This window comes from Staphylococcus canis (genome assembly GCF_016238445.1).
Taxonomy (GTDB): domain Bacteria; phylum Bacillota; class Bacilli; order Staphylococcales; family Staphylococcaceae; genus Staphylococcus; species Staphylococcus canis.
In genome coordinates, this window is record NZ_JABANU010000034.1 from 1 (window position 1) to 17,957 (window position 17,957).

The 17,957-nt window shown below is 40.4% G+C and carries 7 protein-coding genes and 1 pseudogene; 6 read left to right on the plus strand and 2 right to left on the minus strand.

Going from position 1 to position 17,957, the window contains the following annotated elements; genetic code table 11:
• On the plus strand, positions 1-1,355 hold a 1,355-nt coding region (locus HHH54_RS10200; protein ID WP_232796322.1), incomplete at its 5' end, for an Ig-like domain-containing protein.
• 66 nt (positions 1,356-1,421) lie between these two features.
• Here the strand turns inward: HHH54_RS10200 and HHH54_RS10205 are convergent.
• Positions 1,422-2,288, minus strand: a complete 867-nt coding sequence (locus tag HHH54_RS10205) for an SDR family oxidoreductase (protein WP_198618705.1) — start codon at positions 2,286-2,288, stop codon at positions 1,422-1,424.
• 23 nt (positions 2,289-2,311) lie between these two features.
• Positions 2,312-4,306, minus strand: coding sequence for a catalase (locus HHH54_RS10210; RefSeq protein ID WP_198618706.1), 1,995 nt, complete (start codon positions 4,304-4,306; stop codon positions 2,312-2,314).
• Positions 4,307-4,615: 309 nt separating this feature from the next.
• Here HHH54_RS10210 and HHH54_RS10215 point away from each other — a divergent pair, with 309 nt between their 5' ends.
• The 5 genes and pseudogenes from HHH54_RS10215 to HHH54_RS10230 all read left to right on the plus strand — a co-directional run.
• Entirely contained in the window at positions 4,616-5,749 is a 1,134-nt protein-coding gene (locus HHH54_RS10215) for a hypothetical protein (protein WP_198618707.1), read from the plus strand.
• A 60-nt stretch (positions 5,750-5,809) separates the two neighbouring features.
• Positions 5,810-6,691, plus strand: a complete 882-nt coding sequence (locus HHH54_RS10220; protein WP_198618708.1) for an SDR family oxidoreductase — start codon at positions 5,810-5,812, stop codon at positions 6,689-6,691.
• A 178-nt stretch (positions 6,692-6,869) separates the two neighbouring features.
• A complete protein-coding gene (locus tag HHH54_RS10225; RefSeq protein ID WP_198618709.1) occupies positions 6,870-8,276 on the plus strand; it encodes a DUF6056 family protein in 1,407 nt (468 codons plus the stop codon).
• Between the two features lie 311 nt (positions 8,277-8,587).
• A pseudogene (locus HHH54_RS11565) lies at positions 8,588-8,702 on the plus strand (YSIRK-type signal peptide-containing protein); the annotation flags it as partial.
• Positions 8,703-10,612: 1,910 nt separating this feature from the next.
• On the plus strand, positions 10,613-17,957 hold a 7,345-nt coding region (locus HHH54_RS10230; RefSeq protein ID WP_432813808.1), incomplete at its 3' end, for an Ig-like domain-containing protein.

Sequence of the window (17,957 nt, forward strand, 5' to 3'; positions counted from 1 at the left end):
ATGAAGTGGCGATTCCAAGTGGTGTAGATCTTAACGGTGGCGAAGGACTACAAGTGACAACAACAGACGTGGCAGGAAACGCGTCACCAAGCACATCAACAACAGTAGTAGATACAACAGCACCAGAGGCACCAACGGTGAATGAAGTAACGTCAGGCGCGACATCAATTACAGGAACAGGCGAGCCAGGAAGCACAGTGACGATTACGTTCCCAGATGGTAGCACAGCGACAGGCACAGTAGCGGAAGATGGAAGTTACGAAGTTGTGATTCCAGACAACGTTGACCTTAACGGTGGCGAAGGACTACAAGTGACAATAACAGACGCAACAGGAAACGCGTCACCAAGCACATCAACAACAGTAGTAGATACAACAGCACCAGAAGCACCAACAGTGAATGAAGTAACGTCAGACGCGACATCAATTACAGGAACAGGAGAGCCAGGAAGCACAGTGACGATTACGTTCCCAGACGGCACAACAGCAACAGGCACAGTAGGAGCCAACGGCAGTTATGAAGTCGCGATTCCAGAAAATGTTCATCTCAAAGGTGAAGAAACGATTACAGTTACAGTTCGTGATACACAACAAAATATATCAGAACCTGTACAAGCTAACGTAATAGCGATAACACCTGAACAACCAGAAGATTCGTCACCAACGGAACCGGAAGCAAATCCTGATACACCAACAGAATCAGAAAATCCAACAGTAGAAGAATCAGAAGAAAATATTGACACACCAGCGGAACCGGAAGTAAATCCTGATACACCAACAGAATCAGGAAATTCAACAGTAGAAGAGTCAGAAGAAAACATTGACACACCAACGGAACCGGAAGTAGATCCTGATACGCCAACAGAATCAGAAAATTCAACAGTGGAAGAGTCGGAAGAAAATACTGGTACGCTAGCAGAACCGGAAGCAAATCCTGACACTCAAACAGAACCAGAAGAATCACTATCAGATAGTTCTGATACACCAAAAACTCAAGGGGAAAACGTTGAACATCATGGTTCAATCATATTAGAGTCAGAACAAAGTGTACTACAAGAAGAAATGGTAGGAGAATCTGAACATCAAAACGTTCAATCTACACCATCTCACAGTGTGAATGAAACAACATCTAGACCGCATGCTTCAGCAATAACTTCATCTTCTAGCGTAGAGACGAAGACGGATATGATGGATCGTCAAAATCAAACGCATCATAAGTCTAATGATGTGCAACGACTCCCTGAAACAGGTACTACGCAACCTTCAGCGCGCACAGGTATCATTGCGTCACTGCTTGGCGTAGGATTGCTTGCACGATTTACAAGAAGACAACATAAACAAGATTCAAATTCTTAATAACATTTATAGATGAAAAAAACCCTTCAAAGTAGTCGGTGCTACTTCGAAGGGTTTTTCATTATATTATGAACTTAAATAGTCTCCGCCGTTAAGGTGCAATGTTTGACCTGTCATATAAGAGCTATCTGTTGATGCTAGAAAAACGTATGAAGGTGCGAGTTCTGCAGGTTGGCCTCGACGTCCCATTGGTGTTTCACTACCTTGGTTTTCCACTTTGTCCGCATCAAAAGTTGCAGGGATTAAAGGTGTGTAAATAGGTCCTGGTGCTACGGCATTGACATAAATACCTTTGTCCATCAATGATGTCGCGAGTGAACGTGTAAATGACACGATTGCACCTTTTGTAGATGAATAATCAATTAAATGATCTGAACCACGATAAGCAGTTACACTTGTCGTATTGATGATTTTATCCCCGCTAGATAAGTGTGGTAATGCGGCTTGTGATAAGTACATCATGCCGAAGATATTAGTTTCAAAAGTAGTTTGAATTTGTTTTGGTGTCACATCTTCGTAATGGTCTTTTGGAAATTGGACAGAACCATTATTAACTAAAATATTGAGTCCACCAAATTCTTCTACCACTTTATCAATTAACACTTTCGCTTCATCTGCGTTACGTAAATCATGTGCATACGCTTTTGCTTTAACGCCAAGTTCTTCAAGGCGTTTTACAGTATCTTCTGCGTCAATATGTTCATTGAGATAACCGATAGCAACATTTGCACCTTCTTTAGCGAAATGAATCGCTACAGAACGACCAATACCTGAATCGCCACCCGTAATGAGTGCGACTTTACCTTTTAATTTTCCAGCTGGTTTATAGCTGTCTAGTTCAACAATGGGTTTTGGATCCATATCTTTTTCTGATCCAGGTTGTGTGTCTTGTGTGTAGCCTTTAATGTCCTCATGAAACTTTTGTAAATCCATATACTTGTCACCTCATATTAAGATTAAGCACGATCCCAGTAACGTGGTTTTTCAAATGCAGTTACAATTGTATCTGGTTCATCTGAAACAAACACGCCGGGTTGTGTAGTATCCACTTTACTATTTTCTAACGCTTTTGCTGCTTGTTCAGAAAGTACAAGTGGTTTGAAATGTTTAAAAGTCATTTCAGCAAATAATTCTGTTTCGTTAAAGATTTTAGTGTTGTCTGATAGTACAATTAAGCTATCAAATAATGTTGGATGAACGGTATCAAATGTTTCAGTAATACCAAAATCTTTTTCAATATTACGCGGTTGATCTGAAACAAAGGCATAGTTTAATTGTTTATCGCTCATCACTTTAGCATATGCTTTTAATGTCTCATCGCTAATGTCGCCGTCAACTACGATTGCGACAGAATGTGCACGTAATGGACGTTCAAATTTTTCCATTGTTAATTTTGAATCTTTTTGGTCTGACTTCACTTCTTCGTTTTCTTCAGGAACTTCAACGCCAATATTTTTCGCAACACGTTCTGCAAGGTCGCGAGAGACTTTATTTAATTGATTCACTGCATTTTGTTTAACCATGACAGATTTACATTTACCTAATTCAAATGAAAAGCCATCAACAGTATGATTATATTCAGGTTCAGTCAAGCTGTTCAGATATAATCTTGCTTGTGAATAATAGTCTTTAAAGCTTTCGCTACGACGGCGTACTTTGTGACCTTCAACTTTTTCTTGATAATGTTCAAATCCGCCTTCTTCACGTGACACAGTATGAGGGTCATTATTGTTTAACGCATTTTTATGGTAAGATGTTTGACCTTGATGGATATTCATTTGATGCATCGCGTCACGTTGATTATTGTGTACCGGATTGATTGGACGGTTGATTGGAATTTGATGGAAGTTTGGACCGCCTAATCGTGAAATTTGAGTATCTGTATATGAGAACAAACGACCTTGTAATAATGGATCATCTGAAAAATCAATACCAGGTACGATATGTCCAGGATGAAATGCGACTTGTTCTGTTTCAGCGAATACGTTGTCCACATTACGATTTAATGTCATCTTACCAACGATTTTAACGGGTACCTCATCTTCCGGCCAAATTTTTGTTGGATCTAATATATCGAAATCGTATTTGAATTCGTCCTCTTCTGGAATGAGTTGTAAACCTAATTCCCAAGCAGGATAATCTCCTTTTTCGATAGATTCATATAAATCTTGACGATGGAAATCGATGTTTTTACCAGATACAATTTGTGCTTCATCCCAAACCATAGATTCAAGTCCCCATACAGGTTTCCAGTGGAATTTAACAAAATGAGATTTACCTTCTTTATTAACAAGACGGAATGTATTTACACCGAATCCTTCCATTTGTCTAAAGTTTTTCGGAATACCACGGTCACTCATATTCCATACTGCAGTATGTGTAGATTCTGGATTTTGAGCGAAAAAGTCCCAGAATGTGTCATGCGCTGAACCACCTTGAGGCATTTCGTTATGAGGCTCTGGTTTCACTGCATGAATTAAATCAGGGAACTTAATCGCATCTTGGATGAAGAAAACAGGAATATTATTACCCACTAAGTCAAATACACCTTGATCTGTGTAGAATTTAGTTGCGAACCCTCTAACGTCACGTACTGTATCTGGTGAGCCTTTTGACCCTTGAACTGTTGAAAAACGTACGAAAAGTGGTGTCACTTTGCTTGTGTCTGTTAAGAAATTCGCATAAGTATATTCAGATAAATCTTCATAAAGTTCAAATTCACCATGTGCACCATAACCTCTTGCGTGTACAACACGTTCAGGAATGCGTTCATGGTCAAAATGAGTAATTTTTTCTCTGAAATGAAAATCTTCGAGTAAACTTGGACCACGGTCTCCTAAAGTTAACGTATTTTCATCCTCAGACATTTTCAAGCCTTGATTTGTTGTCATGGCTTGTTCATCATCAGTTTTACGAAATTGTTCAAGATCTTTATCTTTTGGATTAGACATAATTCAAATTTTCCCCTTTCAATAATGAATAGGAGTCGGACCATATTGAACAAGTCTCAAGGATTGGCTGTAACATCTCGATGGATAACGACACATCCTCTTATCTATAAGATGAAGCGTCCAGACCCTTTTCTAATCATTTTTCCTATTTGAATGAAGTTAAACATTAAAAGTTCGTTATATTAGAGATATAAATGATTAATGTGTAAAAATGATTTTTTATCTTTAAAATGCATTTACATTTTTTAATTCTGTGTTAATATCAGCGCGTTATGATAAGGTTAATTGTGAATAGTTGAGGTGTATGAAATGTCACGGATTGTATTTGAACATATTGTGAATGAACAAGGTATCATTCAAGCAGAGTATCACGATGATGTCCATGAAGGTAAGATTCGTTTTGAAATGGCAGATCCTATTGAGGTGCGAGAGGATTTGGTTGCTGAAGCGTTATCTACATTATGCGGCCAATATTATGACAGGATAGAAATGAGGCTTAAAGTCTCTGAAAAGACGAAACAAAGTATCGAACATCGAACACATGCCACATTAGTTTGCCAAAAAGGAATAAAAATTTGGCAACTTCATAACATAATGGGGCATGATGTGAAAACACTTAATTTCAGTGGTGATCTATCGAATCTATCAGCGATGGCTTTGACTCCTGGAGACATGGATAAAGTATCACTCGACTTTGGTTCTGAATCGATGCATCAGTATGATATGTTCGATCACATGGACAGTAAATTGATTAAAACCAATATTTTAGACACCCATTTTCCTAAGATTACGTCGGATTATTACGCAATCGGTGCGATTTTTTATAAGGACTATTTCAATACGCATTATCTTGTGACAGGACTTCAGCTTAATCCTAAAACTATGAGTATGACTCGTATTGAAGCAGAACAACGTATAGCAGGAATGGTGAATTTGCCACATACACTAGGACTTACGGCAGTAGGACATACACATATCGCTTGTCAACGCTACCCAAACTATGTGAATGATGCGATAAAATCCGTGAAAACATCAGAATCATTTCTGAATGTTCAACAACAACTATTAGTCGAAATCGAAAATGAAACATATCGATTAGGATTGCCTTTAAAAAATAGAGCACTTCATCCTACGAAGATAAAATGGGGGACAAACATACGTCTTGATTTTTATGCATTATATATTTTAAAACAGGTGGGAAGATCTGTTGCTGAATATTTAGTGGAAGGTATCCCAGTTGAAGCGGAACAATTGGTTCAAGATTATCGTTTAGCCTTTTACAAACGTTATTATCCTGGAGTTTTATATTATTTACCGAAATCTGTGCAGTTATTTGTACGTACGCAGTTAAAGGATTATGGCATACCGATGTATACCAATGAGGATTTCGAAGAGTTTCGTATGGTTGAGCAGTGGTTAAGACGTAAGCATACAAACGTATAACGTTTTAGGATGTGTATTAGGGGAATACTATAAAAAAATAATAAAGAGAGGTTTTTACAAATGGCAAAACAAAATCCAGTAAATCAATTTTTTAATGATAAATTTGAGCAACAACCTCAACCGTACCCAGGCATTCAACGTGAGATGACACCAGTACCTGATTGTGGTGAAGAAACTTATAAAGGCGCTGAAAAACTTGTAGGTAAAAAAGCGCTGATTACGGGTGCTGATTCTGGTATTGGCCGTGCAGCTGCGATTGCTTATGCGAAAGAAGGTGCGGATGTTGCTATTGCTTATCATCCTGACGAACAAGTTGATGCTGAAGATGTAAAAGCCGTTGTTGAAAAGACAGGTCAAAAAGCCGTGTTATTACCAGGCGATTTACGTGATGCGACGTACGCGAAACAAATGGTAAAAGATGCACATGAAGCGTTAGGTGGTTTAGATATTTTAGTTTTAAATGCCGGAATGCAACAGTATGAATATGATATTCAAAAATTAGACCCTAAACAATTAACAGATACATTTGAAGTCAATGTATTCTCAACTGTATATGCGATTCAAGAAGCATTGAATTATTTAGAAGCGGGTTCAAGTATTATTTTAACGTCATCAATTCAAGCGATGAAACCAAGCGGTCATTTACTTGATTACGCGATGACAAAATCATGTAATGTATCTTTAACTAAAGGACTTGCGGCACAACTTGGACCTAAAGGTATCCGAGTGAACGCTGTAGCACCTGGTCCGATTTGGACACCCCTTCAAATTAGCGGTGGTCAACCTCAAGAAAATATTCCAGAGTTTGGTCAAAACCAACCTTTACAACGTGCAGGACAACCAGTTGAACTTGCAGATGTATATGTATTACTTGCTTCAGAAAATGCAAGTTACATCACAGGTCAAGTTTATGGTATCACAGGTGGCGCACCGATTAACTAATTAACATGGTACTAAGTTCGTATATGCAATAATATATGTAAAGCAAGGGGAGTAAGTGATGAGGAAGGCGTCAATAATGATCTCGCTATGTTTACATCGCTTATTTTCCTTGCTTATCTCATACTTAATATAGGTAGACATATTTCAATTTCAACATCAAAAATAGAGGAATATATCAATGATACAATATATAAAGCATTATCATTTAGTATGGTATAGCATCGTGTTTTACATTATTATGGCCATGTTAATGCCACTGGTTCATGATGATTTAGAATGGGCGAATGCTTATGGGATTGAGATGTTAACAACGTTTTATGCTGACTTAAATGGGCGCTATCTGGGCAATACTTTAGAAGTGATTGCAGTTCGTGTGTCACTTTTTCGTTATATTACATACGCACTTTTCTCGATATTATTGATTAAAGTCATCGTGCAATTAGTGGAAGATATCACAGAAACAACCCAATATCGCACATTTTTTTACATATCAACATGGATGTGGCTATTAATCATTCCTGTTGCGATATACAGTCAAACGTATGGTTGGTTTGCCGGTTTTTATAACTATGTGCCTGTAACGATCTGTACATTGTTTTTATTAATGTATAGTATACGTATTTTAAAAGGTATTAAGCTAACGAAATTAGAACAAGGGATCATGTGTTTGATTGCTTTAATAGGGCAATGGTTTATGGAGAATCATACATTGTTTCATGTGTTACTCCTTGGCGTATTAATTATAGTGCAATGGTTCAGACGTCGTCATATCGCACGATATATCTATATCGCATTTGGATTAGCCATTGTTGGCGCAATACTCATGTTTTCAAGCCCGAATTATCGCACTATTTTAGCTGGTGAATCTTCTTATCAGAAAGTCTCAGATGAAGAACAGGGGATGTTTGCGAAAACGATTGGAACATTAGTCACACAATTTCCACAACAAGTCGTATTCAACTCAATTTTATTGATTACTGTCATGTCTATTCTGTTAATGGTATATGTTTATCAAAGTCAGTTGAAAATGACAATGAAAGGGTTTTTGATGTCAAGTTTATCAGTTACGCCAATATATGGTTACTTAATACGTATCCCATTTGGATTTGAACGGTTAAGGATGGAACCTATCGTAGCGATTCTCGATACCACAGTTACACTTTTTTTATTTAGCATTATGATTTACACACTGTATCGTGTAATGAATTCGAAACGGATGAAATACGCTACTATAATACTAGTCTGTGCAATCCCTTTTTTAATCGCACCATTACTTATGGTTCAACCTATAGGGCCACGGAATTTTTTTCCTGCATATAGTATTGGGGTTATTATTAATACGGTGTTATTACAACGACTTGACATCAGACCGATGAAAACTTTTTTAGGGATAGTTGTTATCGCGCAAATTTACTTAATTCTTGTATTTAGTGTGATTACAGTAGCGCAACACGACCGTATCTCAAAAGTCCAACGTGCGCTTGAGGCCAACCCTGATATGACCCATTATTCGATGGCACGTTTGCCTTTTGAGTCACGCATGCAACATTCATCGCCGTACGATAAGAAAAAAAAATATTTTTAAAGAATATTGGGGCATTCCAGATGAGGTATATCTTGAGTTTAACGATAAAACGCCAAAAATGTTATAGATTGGAGAATAGAGTTAGGATATTATTCCTAGCTCTAATTTTTTATATACTTAAAATATGAAATTACATCTTCATAATTAAAGAATCTAATGCTTAATATGTTTAACTCATATCGCAAATTGTATATAATTGCTTTAATACTTTAATTTTATAGTCGAAGCAAATAAATAGTAAACGTCAACTTTTAGTAAATTATATAAAGGGTATAAATATTGAAGTAGTGATTCTAAACAGGAGGAATAATATGAGAAAGAAAAAAGGGGTTAAACGATTAGATTTTTTACCGAATCGTAATAATAAGTATAGTATTCGCAAATTTACAATAGGTACTGCATCCATTTTAATTGGATCCACGTTAGTTTTTGGATTACCACGTGATGTTGAAGCGAGTGAAATCAACACAAATCAAGCGACAACAGTAACGACTGACACATCGACTCAAGAAGCATCATCAACTGAGCCAGAAGCTACATCAGACGTAGCAACTCCGTCTAACGTAAGCAACGAAACCACGCAATCACCTACTTTAGAGGGTCATTCTACTCAAGAGACACCAAGTACTGAAGAAGCTCAACCTACTGAAACAACATCTGTATCCCCGGAAGAAACTCCATCATCAGAAACGTCGACAGAACCATCATCAACAGAGACATCTCCAGAAGCATCATCTAGTGAATCTAGTACAGAAGCATCAACAGAACAGTCAACTGAAGCAGTAGATACAACTGAAACACCAAGCACTGAAGAAGCTAATACGACACAAGACGCAACACAATCAGAAAAAAGTTCGGAACAACCTTCTACTGAAGAAACAAAACCATCAGCATCTAAATCCAATACAACTGAAGATACATCAACAGAAGCATCAACGGAAGATAGTACGGAATCATCAACTTCTAAAGAAACGCAAAATACATCACCAGAAGAGCAGACGCAAACCTCATCAACTGAAACACCGTCAACTGAACCCACAACGAATGAATCAGATAAGACGACAGCATCTAATGAAGAAACGACTTCATCAGGTCTTGTAGATGCTTTATCTACGACGTCTACGAACGATAAAGCAGCTGCAACAGAGGACTACTTAAATCAATATTTAACAGATGCTGAAGCACAACAAGTGATGGATGGTGCGGAAATTGACTTTAATACAGCGACAGATCAACAAATTAACGATGCGATACTGTTCTCTGCCATTCAAAATCTATCCAATGAAATCGATCAGACATCGCCAGAAGCAACAACACTAACATCATTTAGATCAGCGACACCTATGTTTGCCACAACAGTTGCAGAGCCAAATCGTCAATCGTACACAATTCCAGATGATCCGAAATATTTATATTTACTGCGAGATTTAGGCTATAACGCGACAACTGTTAAAGATAGTACATCATTACGCTTTGCAGGAATTGGTCAAGTTGGAGATCAAACTACAAATCAAATCAATTTAAACTTAACGAAATGGCTCACACTTCAAAGTGAATTTGTAAATGGGGGTAGAGTTCATTTATCATTCAACCAACCTGAATTCTTTACGCAAATTCAAAGTGTAACGATTAACGGTGTTCAAATGACCACAACGAATAATGGTCAAGACTGGTCCGCACCAATTTCGGGGAGTACGGTGAATAGTGGATTGATCGGTTCGGTCACAAACTCCTCGGTTGTGATTACACTAAAAAACAATCAAACGTTACAATCGCTTGGATACAACTATGACAATCCAGTGTATCTCACACACACTTGGACAACGAATAATGGAGAAATCGCAGCTGAAAGTATTCAACAAACCACAATTACACCAACATTGAATCAGGAAACACCAAAAACAACGCAAACGAGTGGCTTTGTAGCTGGACGTATGGTCAATACAATTCGCTACAATGAGACTGAAAATAGAATCAATTCGGTACACCTCTTTAAACCGAATGAAAACTTCTTACAAACAGATTATGATTGGTTACTTTATATTAAAGAACAAGTGCCGAAAGAACTCGTTCCATTTATTGATCCAAACTCAGTAAAATTATATGTTTCAGATGAGTATGGTGTTCCGATTTCAAGTAATCGTTATGTCAATATTAATATGGATCAAAATGGTTTAGTAGATACAAGTACAGTACCGCAAATTTCAATTATGCAAAATCAAACATTATCACAATTGAACTCAGCTCGTGGTGCGCTAGATGCGAACGTCTTCTATGGTGCATTAGGACAATCCCGTGCCTACACTATTTCATATGGCTTAAAACCAGGCGTTACGATGGAACAAATTGCAACACTTGTAAATCAAAATGCGACAACAACAAGTGAAGCACGACTCGATTTTGCATCTTGGCTTGAAAGTGATTATTTAGACAATCGCCTAATTGGTACGAAAGACGGTGGTGCACCACATAAACGTATCTTAGGCTCCTATGCGACATCTTATATCGACTTTTATGACTATGATGGAGACGGTGTACCTGATATTGCAGATAAAACGCCAGGCGTGAATAATACAGACTCAACACCACCAGATGCACCGGTTATTAATCCAATAGAAGCTGGTAGTACGACGGTTACAGGTACAGGGGAAAGTGGTTCAACGGTTACTGTAACATTCCCAAATAACCAAACAGCCACAGCAACAGTTGGAGATAATGGCACGTGGACGGTTACAGCACCAGCAGGTACGACATTAAAACATAACGATACTGTTACAGCAACACTAACTGACGCTGCTAAAAATCAATCACAACCGTCAACAGGGACTGTCAAAGATACCATTGCACCAGAAGCGGTCACAATTAATCCTGTTTCAAATACTGAAAATACGATTACAGGATCTAATGCTGAACCTGGAGCAACAGTTACTGTCATGTATCCGAATGGTACAACAACACAAGTCACAGCAGATCAAAGTGGTAACTGGACTGTAAATATTCCAACTACTGTAACGTTACAAATTGGGGACACGATTACAGCAACGACTCAAGATGCGGCAGGAAACAAATCTCCTCAAAGCAGTACACAAGTGTCAGGTATCACGATTCCAGACCCACCGAGTATCGATACGATTGAAGCGGGAAGTCAGACTATTACAGGAACAGGCGTAGCTGGCAACACGGTGACTGTGACGTTCCCGAACCAAACGACACAAACCACTACTGTAGGAAGTAATGGCACATGGACAGTTAACGTCCCTACTTCTGTGACGTTAAAAGATAATGATGAAATTGTAGCGATTCAAAATGATGGTAATAATAACTCTGGTAGTGCAACTGAAATTGTTCAAGATACCGTTGCACCAAATGCACCACTCATTAATGCTGTTGAAGCAGATACGACTAAAATTTCAGGACAAGGTGAAAATGGTTCAACGATTACTGTCACATTCGGAGATGGCACAACAGCAACAACAACGGTTCAAGCGGATGGCACATGGACGGTAGACGTACCACTTAATACAAAAACACCAGCATTAGGTGATACCATTCAAGCAACATCAACAGATGCAGCTGGTAACACATCAACAACCTCAACAGCACAAGTCGTTGATACTACACCACCAGATGCGCCAGGTATTTTACCAATTGAGCTCGGTACAACAACAATAAATGGTACGGGAGAACCAGGCGCAATGGTTACAGTACAATTTAAAGATGGCAGTACGAAAACAGCTACCGTGAATCAAGACGGCACTTGGACTGTTGAAGGTTCTAGTGAACAATTACAGCTGAATGATCAAATCACAGTTACACAAACTGACGCATCTCAAAATACGTCAATCAGCACTCAAGGGACTGTTGAAGATACAACACCGCCAACTGCGCCACAAGTGAACGTAATTGAAGCGGGCACAAACGCAATTACCGGAACAAGTGAGCCAAATGCACATGTATTTGTAGAAATGCCAAATGGCCAAGTCGTTGAAACAGTGGCCGATGGTAATGGAAACTGGACAGCTGACGTATCCAATGTGACACCATTACAAAATGGCGAAACAGTAGCCGTTCGTCAAAGAGACGCAGCACAAAACACATCAACAGCAACACGTGTTACAGTTAAAGATACTATCGCTCCAGATAGTCCTGTACTTAATGAAATTACATCAAACAGTACAGAAATTACTGGGCAAGCAGAACCTGGTAGTACCGTAACAATTACATTCCCAGATGGTAATACTACGGAAGTGACAACATCAACAGATGGCACATTTAAAGTAGCAATACCGGAAAATATAGATCTCGTTGGCCAAGAAACGATTCAAGCAACTGCAAAAGATAGTGCAGGGAATACATCTAACACTGCAACAGCAACAGTAATAGACCAAACAGCACCAGAAGCACCAGTACTACAACCTATTACATCAAGCGATTCAACAATAACAGGACAAGCAGAACCAAACAGCACAGTGAACATCATGGTAGATGGTGTCTCTATAGGAGAAGTACAAGCTGATAATACAGGTCAGTTCACAGTAAATGTCACAACACCATTAAATGGTGGAGAACGTGTGACAGCGACAGCAACAGATGCAGTAGGTAACGAATCAAATCCAAGTACAACAACAGTTTCAGATACGACACAACCAGATGCACCGACAGTTAATACTATTACGTCAGAAGACACGATGATTAGTGGTACTGCAGAACCAAATAGTACGGTAACTATTTATTTACCAAATAATGAAACAGTAACAGGTACAGCGAATTCAAACGGTGAATATACAATTAATATTCCAGATACAGTTGACCTTAAAGGTGGCGAAACGATTAGTGTTACCGCACAAGACGCTAGTGGTAATACATCTCCAAAAACAGAAACGGTTGTTGCAGATAAAACGGCACCAGATGCGCCAACAGTGAATGAAGTAACATCAGATGCGACATCAGTTACGGGAACAGGCGAACCAGGAAGTACAGTAACAGTAACATTCCCAGGTGGCATAATAGCGACTGGAACAGTAGGAGATAATGGTAATTATGAAGTTACAATTCCAGAAACAGTAACATTAAATGGTGGAGAACAAATCAACGTAACGACTGAAGATGCAGCTGGCAATACGTCAATATCAAGTGAAGTAACAGTTAAAGATGTAACAGCACCAGATGCGCCGACAGTAAATACAGTGAACTCAACAGACACAACAATTACTGGTAATGCTGAACCAAATAGTACAGTCACAATCACACTATCTAATGGTACAACAATAGAAGCCACTGCCGATGCGAGTGGGCGATACACACAAGATATTCCAACCGATGTGACTTTTAAAGGCGGAGAAACAATTACAGTAACTGCAACAGACGCAGCAGGCAATGAATCACCAAGCACGTCAACAACAGTAGTAGACACAACTGCGCCAGATGCACCACAAGTGACTAATATTAAATCAACAGATACAACAATCACTGGTAATGCAGAACCAAATAGTACAGTGACAGTCGTATTTCCAGATCAAACGACACAAACAGTGACTGTTAATGGAGATGGCGTATTTGAAATAGATTTAAGTAACCGCACACCATTCAATGGCGGAGAAGAATTGATATTTACAGCAACAGATGCAGCAGGTAACCAATCAAATGCAACTTCTGCGATTGTTCAAGATACAACACCACCAGAAACGCCGACAGTAAATACAGTGAACTCAACAGACACAACAATTACTGGTAATGCTGAACCAAATAGTATTGTGACTGTAACATTCCCTAATGGTGAAGTTGCTACAGGTGCTACAAATGAACAAGGACAATTTAATATTCAAATTCCATCCTCTGTAAGCCTTAAAGGTGGAGAGACATTATCAGTTACTGCTGAGGATCAAGCTGGAAACACATCAAGTGAAGCTGCAACAACGGTAGTAGACACAACAGCACCAGATGCACCGATGGTAAATGAAGTGACGTCAGATGCAACGTCAATTACAGGTACGGGTGAACCAGGAAGCACAGTGACGATAACGTTCCCAGATGGTACAACGGCAACAGGAACAGTAGGAGACAATGGCAGCTATGAAGTCACAATCCCAGGTAATGTTGACCTTAAAGGTGGCGAAACATTACAAGTGACAACAACAGATGCGTCAGGTAATGAATCCACAAGTACGTCAACAACAGTAGTAGATACAACAGCACCAGAGGCACCAACGGTGAACGAAGTAACGTCAGACGCAACAACTATCACAGGAACAGGCGAACCAGGAAGTACAGTAACAATTACGTTCCCTGATGGAACAACGGCAACAGGAACAGTAGGAGACAATGGCAGCTATGAAGTTGCAATCCCAGGAAACATTGACCTTAAAGGCGGAGAAACGCTACAAGTGACAACAACAGACGCAGCAGGCAATGAGTCAACAAGCACATCAACAACAGTAGTAGATACAACAGCGCCAGAAGCACCAACGGTGAATGAAGTAACGTCAGACGCAACGTCAATCACAGGAACAGGCGAGCCAGGAAGTACAGTAACGATAACGTTCCCAGATGGAACAACAGCGACAGGCACAGTAGCGGAAGATGGAAACTACGAAGTTACAATTCCAAGTAATGTTGACCTTAAAGGTGGAGAAACATTACAAGTGACAACAACAGATGCGTCAGGCAATGAATCAACAAGTACATCAACAACAGTAGTAGATACGACAGCACCAGAAGCACCAACGGTGAACGAAGTAACATCAGAAGCAACAACTATCACAGGAACAGGAGAACCGGGAAGCACAGTGACTGTTACGTTCCCAGATGGTACAACGGCAACAGGAACAGTAGGAGACAACGGAAGTTATGAAGTCGCAATCCCAGGAAACGTTGATCTAAAAGGTGGAGAAACGTTACAAGTGACAACGACAGATGCATCAGGCAATGAATCAACAAGCACATCAACAACGGTAGTAGATACAACAGCACCAGACGCACCAACGGTGAACGAAGTAACGTCAGATGCGACATCAGTAACAGGAACAGGCGAACCAGGAAGTACAGTAACAATTACATTCCCAGACGGAACAACAGCGACAGGTACAGTAGCGGAAGATGGAAACTACGAAGTTACAATTCCAGGTAATGTTGACCTTAAAGGTGGAGAAACGTTACAAGTGACAACAACAGATGCGTCAGGTAATGAATCCACAAGTACGTCAACAACAGTAGTAGATACAACAGCACCAGAGGCACCAACGGTGAACGAAGTAACGTCAGACGCAACAACTATCACAGGAACAGGCGAACCAGGAAGTACAGTAACAATTACGTTCCCTGATGGAACAACGGCAACAGGAACAGTAGGAGACAATGGCAGCTATGAAGTTGCAATCCCAGGAAACATTGACCTTAAAGGCGGAGAAACGCTACAAGTGACAACAACAGACGCAGCAGGCAATGAGTCAACAAGTACGTCAACAACAGTAGTAGATACGACAGCACCAGAAGCACCAACGGTGAACGAAGTGACGTCAGATGCGACAACTGTTACAGGAACAGGCGAGCCAGGAAGTACAGTGACAATTACGTTCCCAGACGGCACAACAGCGACAGGAACAGTAGCGGAAGATGGAAACTACGAAGTTGCGATTCCAGGAAACATTGACCTTAAAGGTGGAGAAACGTTACAAGTGACAACGACAGATGCATCAGGCAATGAGTCAACAAGCACATCAACAACAGTAGTAGATACAACAGCGCCAGAAGCACCAACGGTGAATGAAGTAACGTCAGACGCAACGTCAATCACAGGAACAGGAGAACCAGGAAGTACAGTAACAATTACGTTCCCTGATGGAACAACAGCGACAGGCACAGTAGGAGACAACGGAAGTTATGAAGTCGCAATCCCAAGTAACGTTGACCTTAAAGGCGGAGAAACATTACAAGTGACAACAACAGACGCAGCAGGCAATGAGTCAACAAGCACATCAACAACAGTAGTAGATACAACAGCACCAGAAGCACCAACGGTGAAAGAAGTGACGTCAGATGCGACATCAGTAACAGGAACAGGCGAACCAGGAAGTACAGTGACGATAACATTCCCAGACGGCACAACGGCAACAGGAACAGTAGCGGAAGATGGAAACTACGAAGTCGCAATCCCAAGTAATGTTGACCTTAAAGGCGGAGAAACATTACAAGTAACAACAACAGATGCATCAGGCAATGAATCAACAAGTACGTCAACAACAGTAGTAGATACAACAGCACCAGAGGCACCGACGGTAAATGAAGTAACGTCAGATGCGACATCAGTAACAGGAACAGGAGAACCAGGAAGTACAGTGACGATAACATTCCCAGACGGCACAACAGCGACAGGCACAGTGGCGGAAGATGGAAGTTACGAAGTTACGATTCCAAATGGTGTAGATCTCAAAGGCGGCGAAACGCTACAAGTGACAACAACAGACGCAGCAGGCAATGAGTCAACAAGTACATCAACAACAGTAGTAGATACAACAGCGCCGGACGCACCAACGGTGAACGAAGTAACATCAGATGCGACAACAGTAACAGGTACGGGAGAACCGGGAAGCATAGTGACTGTTACATTCCCAGACGGTACAACGGCAACAGGCACAGTAGCTGAGGATGGAAACTACGAAGTCGCAATCCCAAGTAACGTTGATCTCAAAGGTGGCGAAACGCTACAAGTGACAACAACAGACGCAGCAGGCAATAAATCAACAAGCACATCAACAACAGTAGTAGATACAACAGCGCCAGACGCACCAACGGTGAATGAAGTAACATCAGAAGCAACAACTATCACAGGAACAGGAGAACCGGGAAGCACAGTGACTGTTACGTTCCCAGATGGTACAACGGCAACAGGCACAGTAGGAGACAACGGAAGTTATGAAGTTATAATCCCAGGAAACATTGATCTTAAAGGCGGAGAAACGTTACAAGTGACAACAACAGACGCAGCAGGCAATGAGTCAACAAGCACATCAACAACAGTAGTAGATACAACAGCGCCAGAAGCACCAACGGTGAATGAAGTAACGTCAGACGCAACGTCAATCACAGGAACAGGAGAACCAGGAAGTACGGTAACGATTACGTTCCCTGATGGAACAACAGCGACAGGCACAGTAGGAGACAACGGAAGTTATGAAGTCGCAATCCCAAGTAACGTTGACCTTAAAGGCGGAGAAACATTACAAGTGACAACAACAGACGCAGCAGGCAATGAGTCAACAAGCACATCAACAACAGTAGTAGATACAACAGCACCAGAAGCACCAACGGTGAACGAAGTGACGTCAGATGCGACATCAGTAACAGGAACAGGAGAACCAGGAAGTACAGTGACGATAACGTTCCCAGACGGCACAACGGCAACAGGAACAGTAGGAGATAACGGAAGTTATGAAGTCGCAATCCCAGGAAATATTGACCTTAAAGGTGGAGAAACGTTACAAGTGACAACAACAGACGCAGCAGGCAATGAGTCAACAAGTACGTCAACAACAGTAGTAGATACGACAGCACCAGAAGCACCAACGGTGAACGAAGTGACGTCAGATGCGACAACTGTTACAGGAACAGGCGAGCCAGGAAGTACAGTGACAATTACGTTCCCAGACGGCACAACAGCGACAGGAACAGTAGCGGAAGATGGAA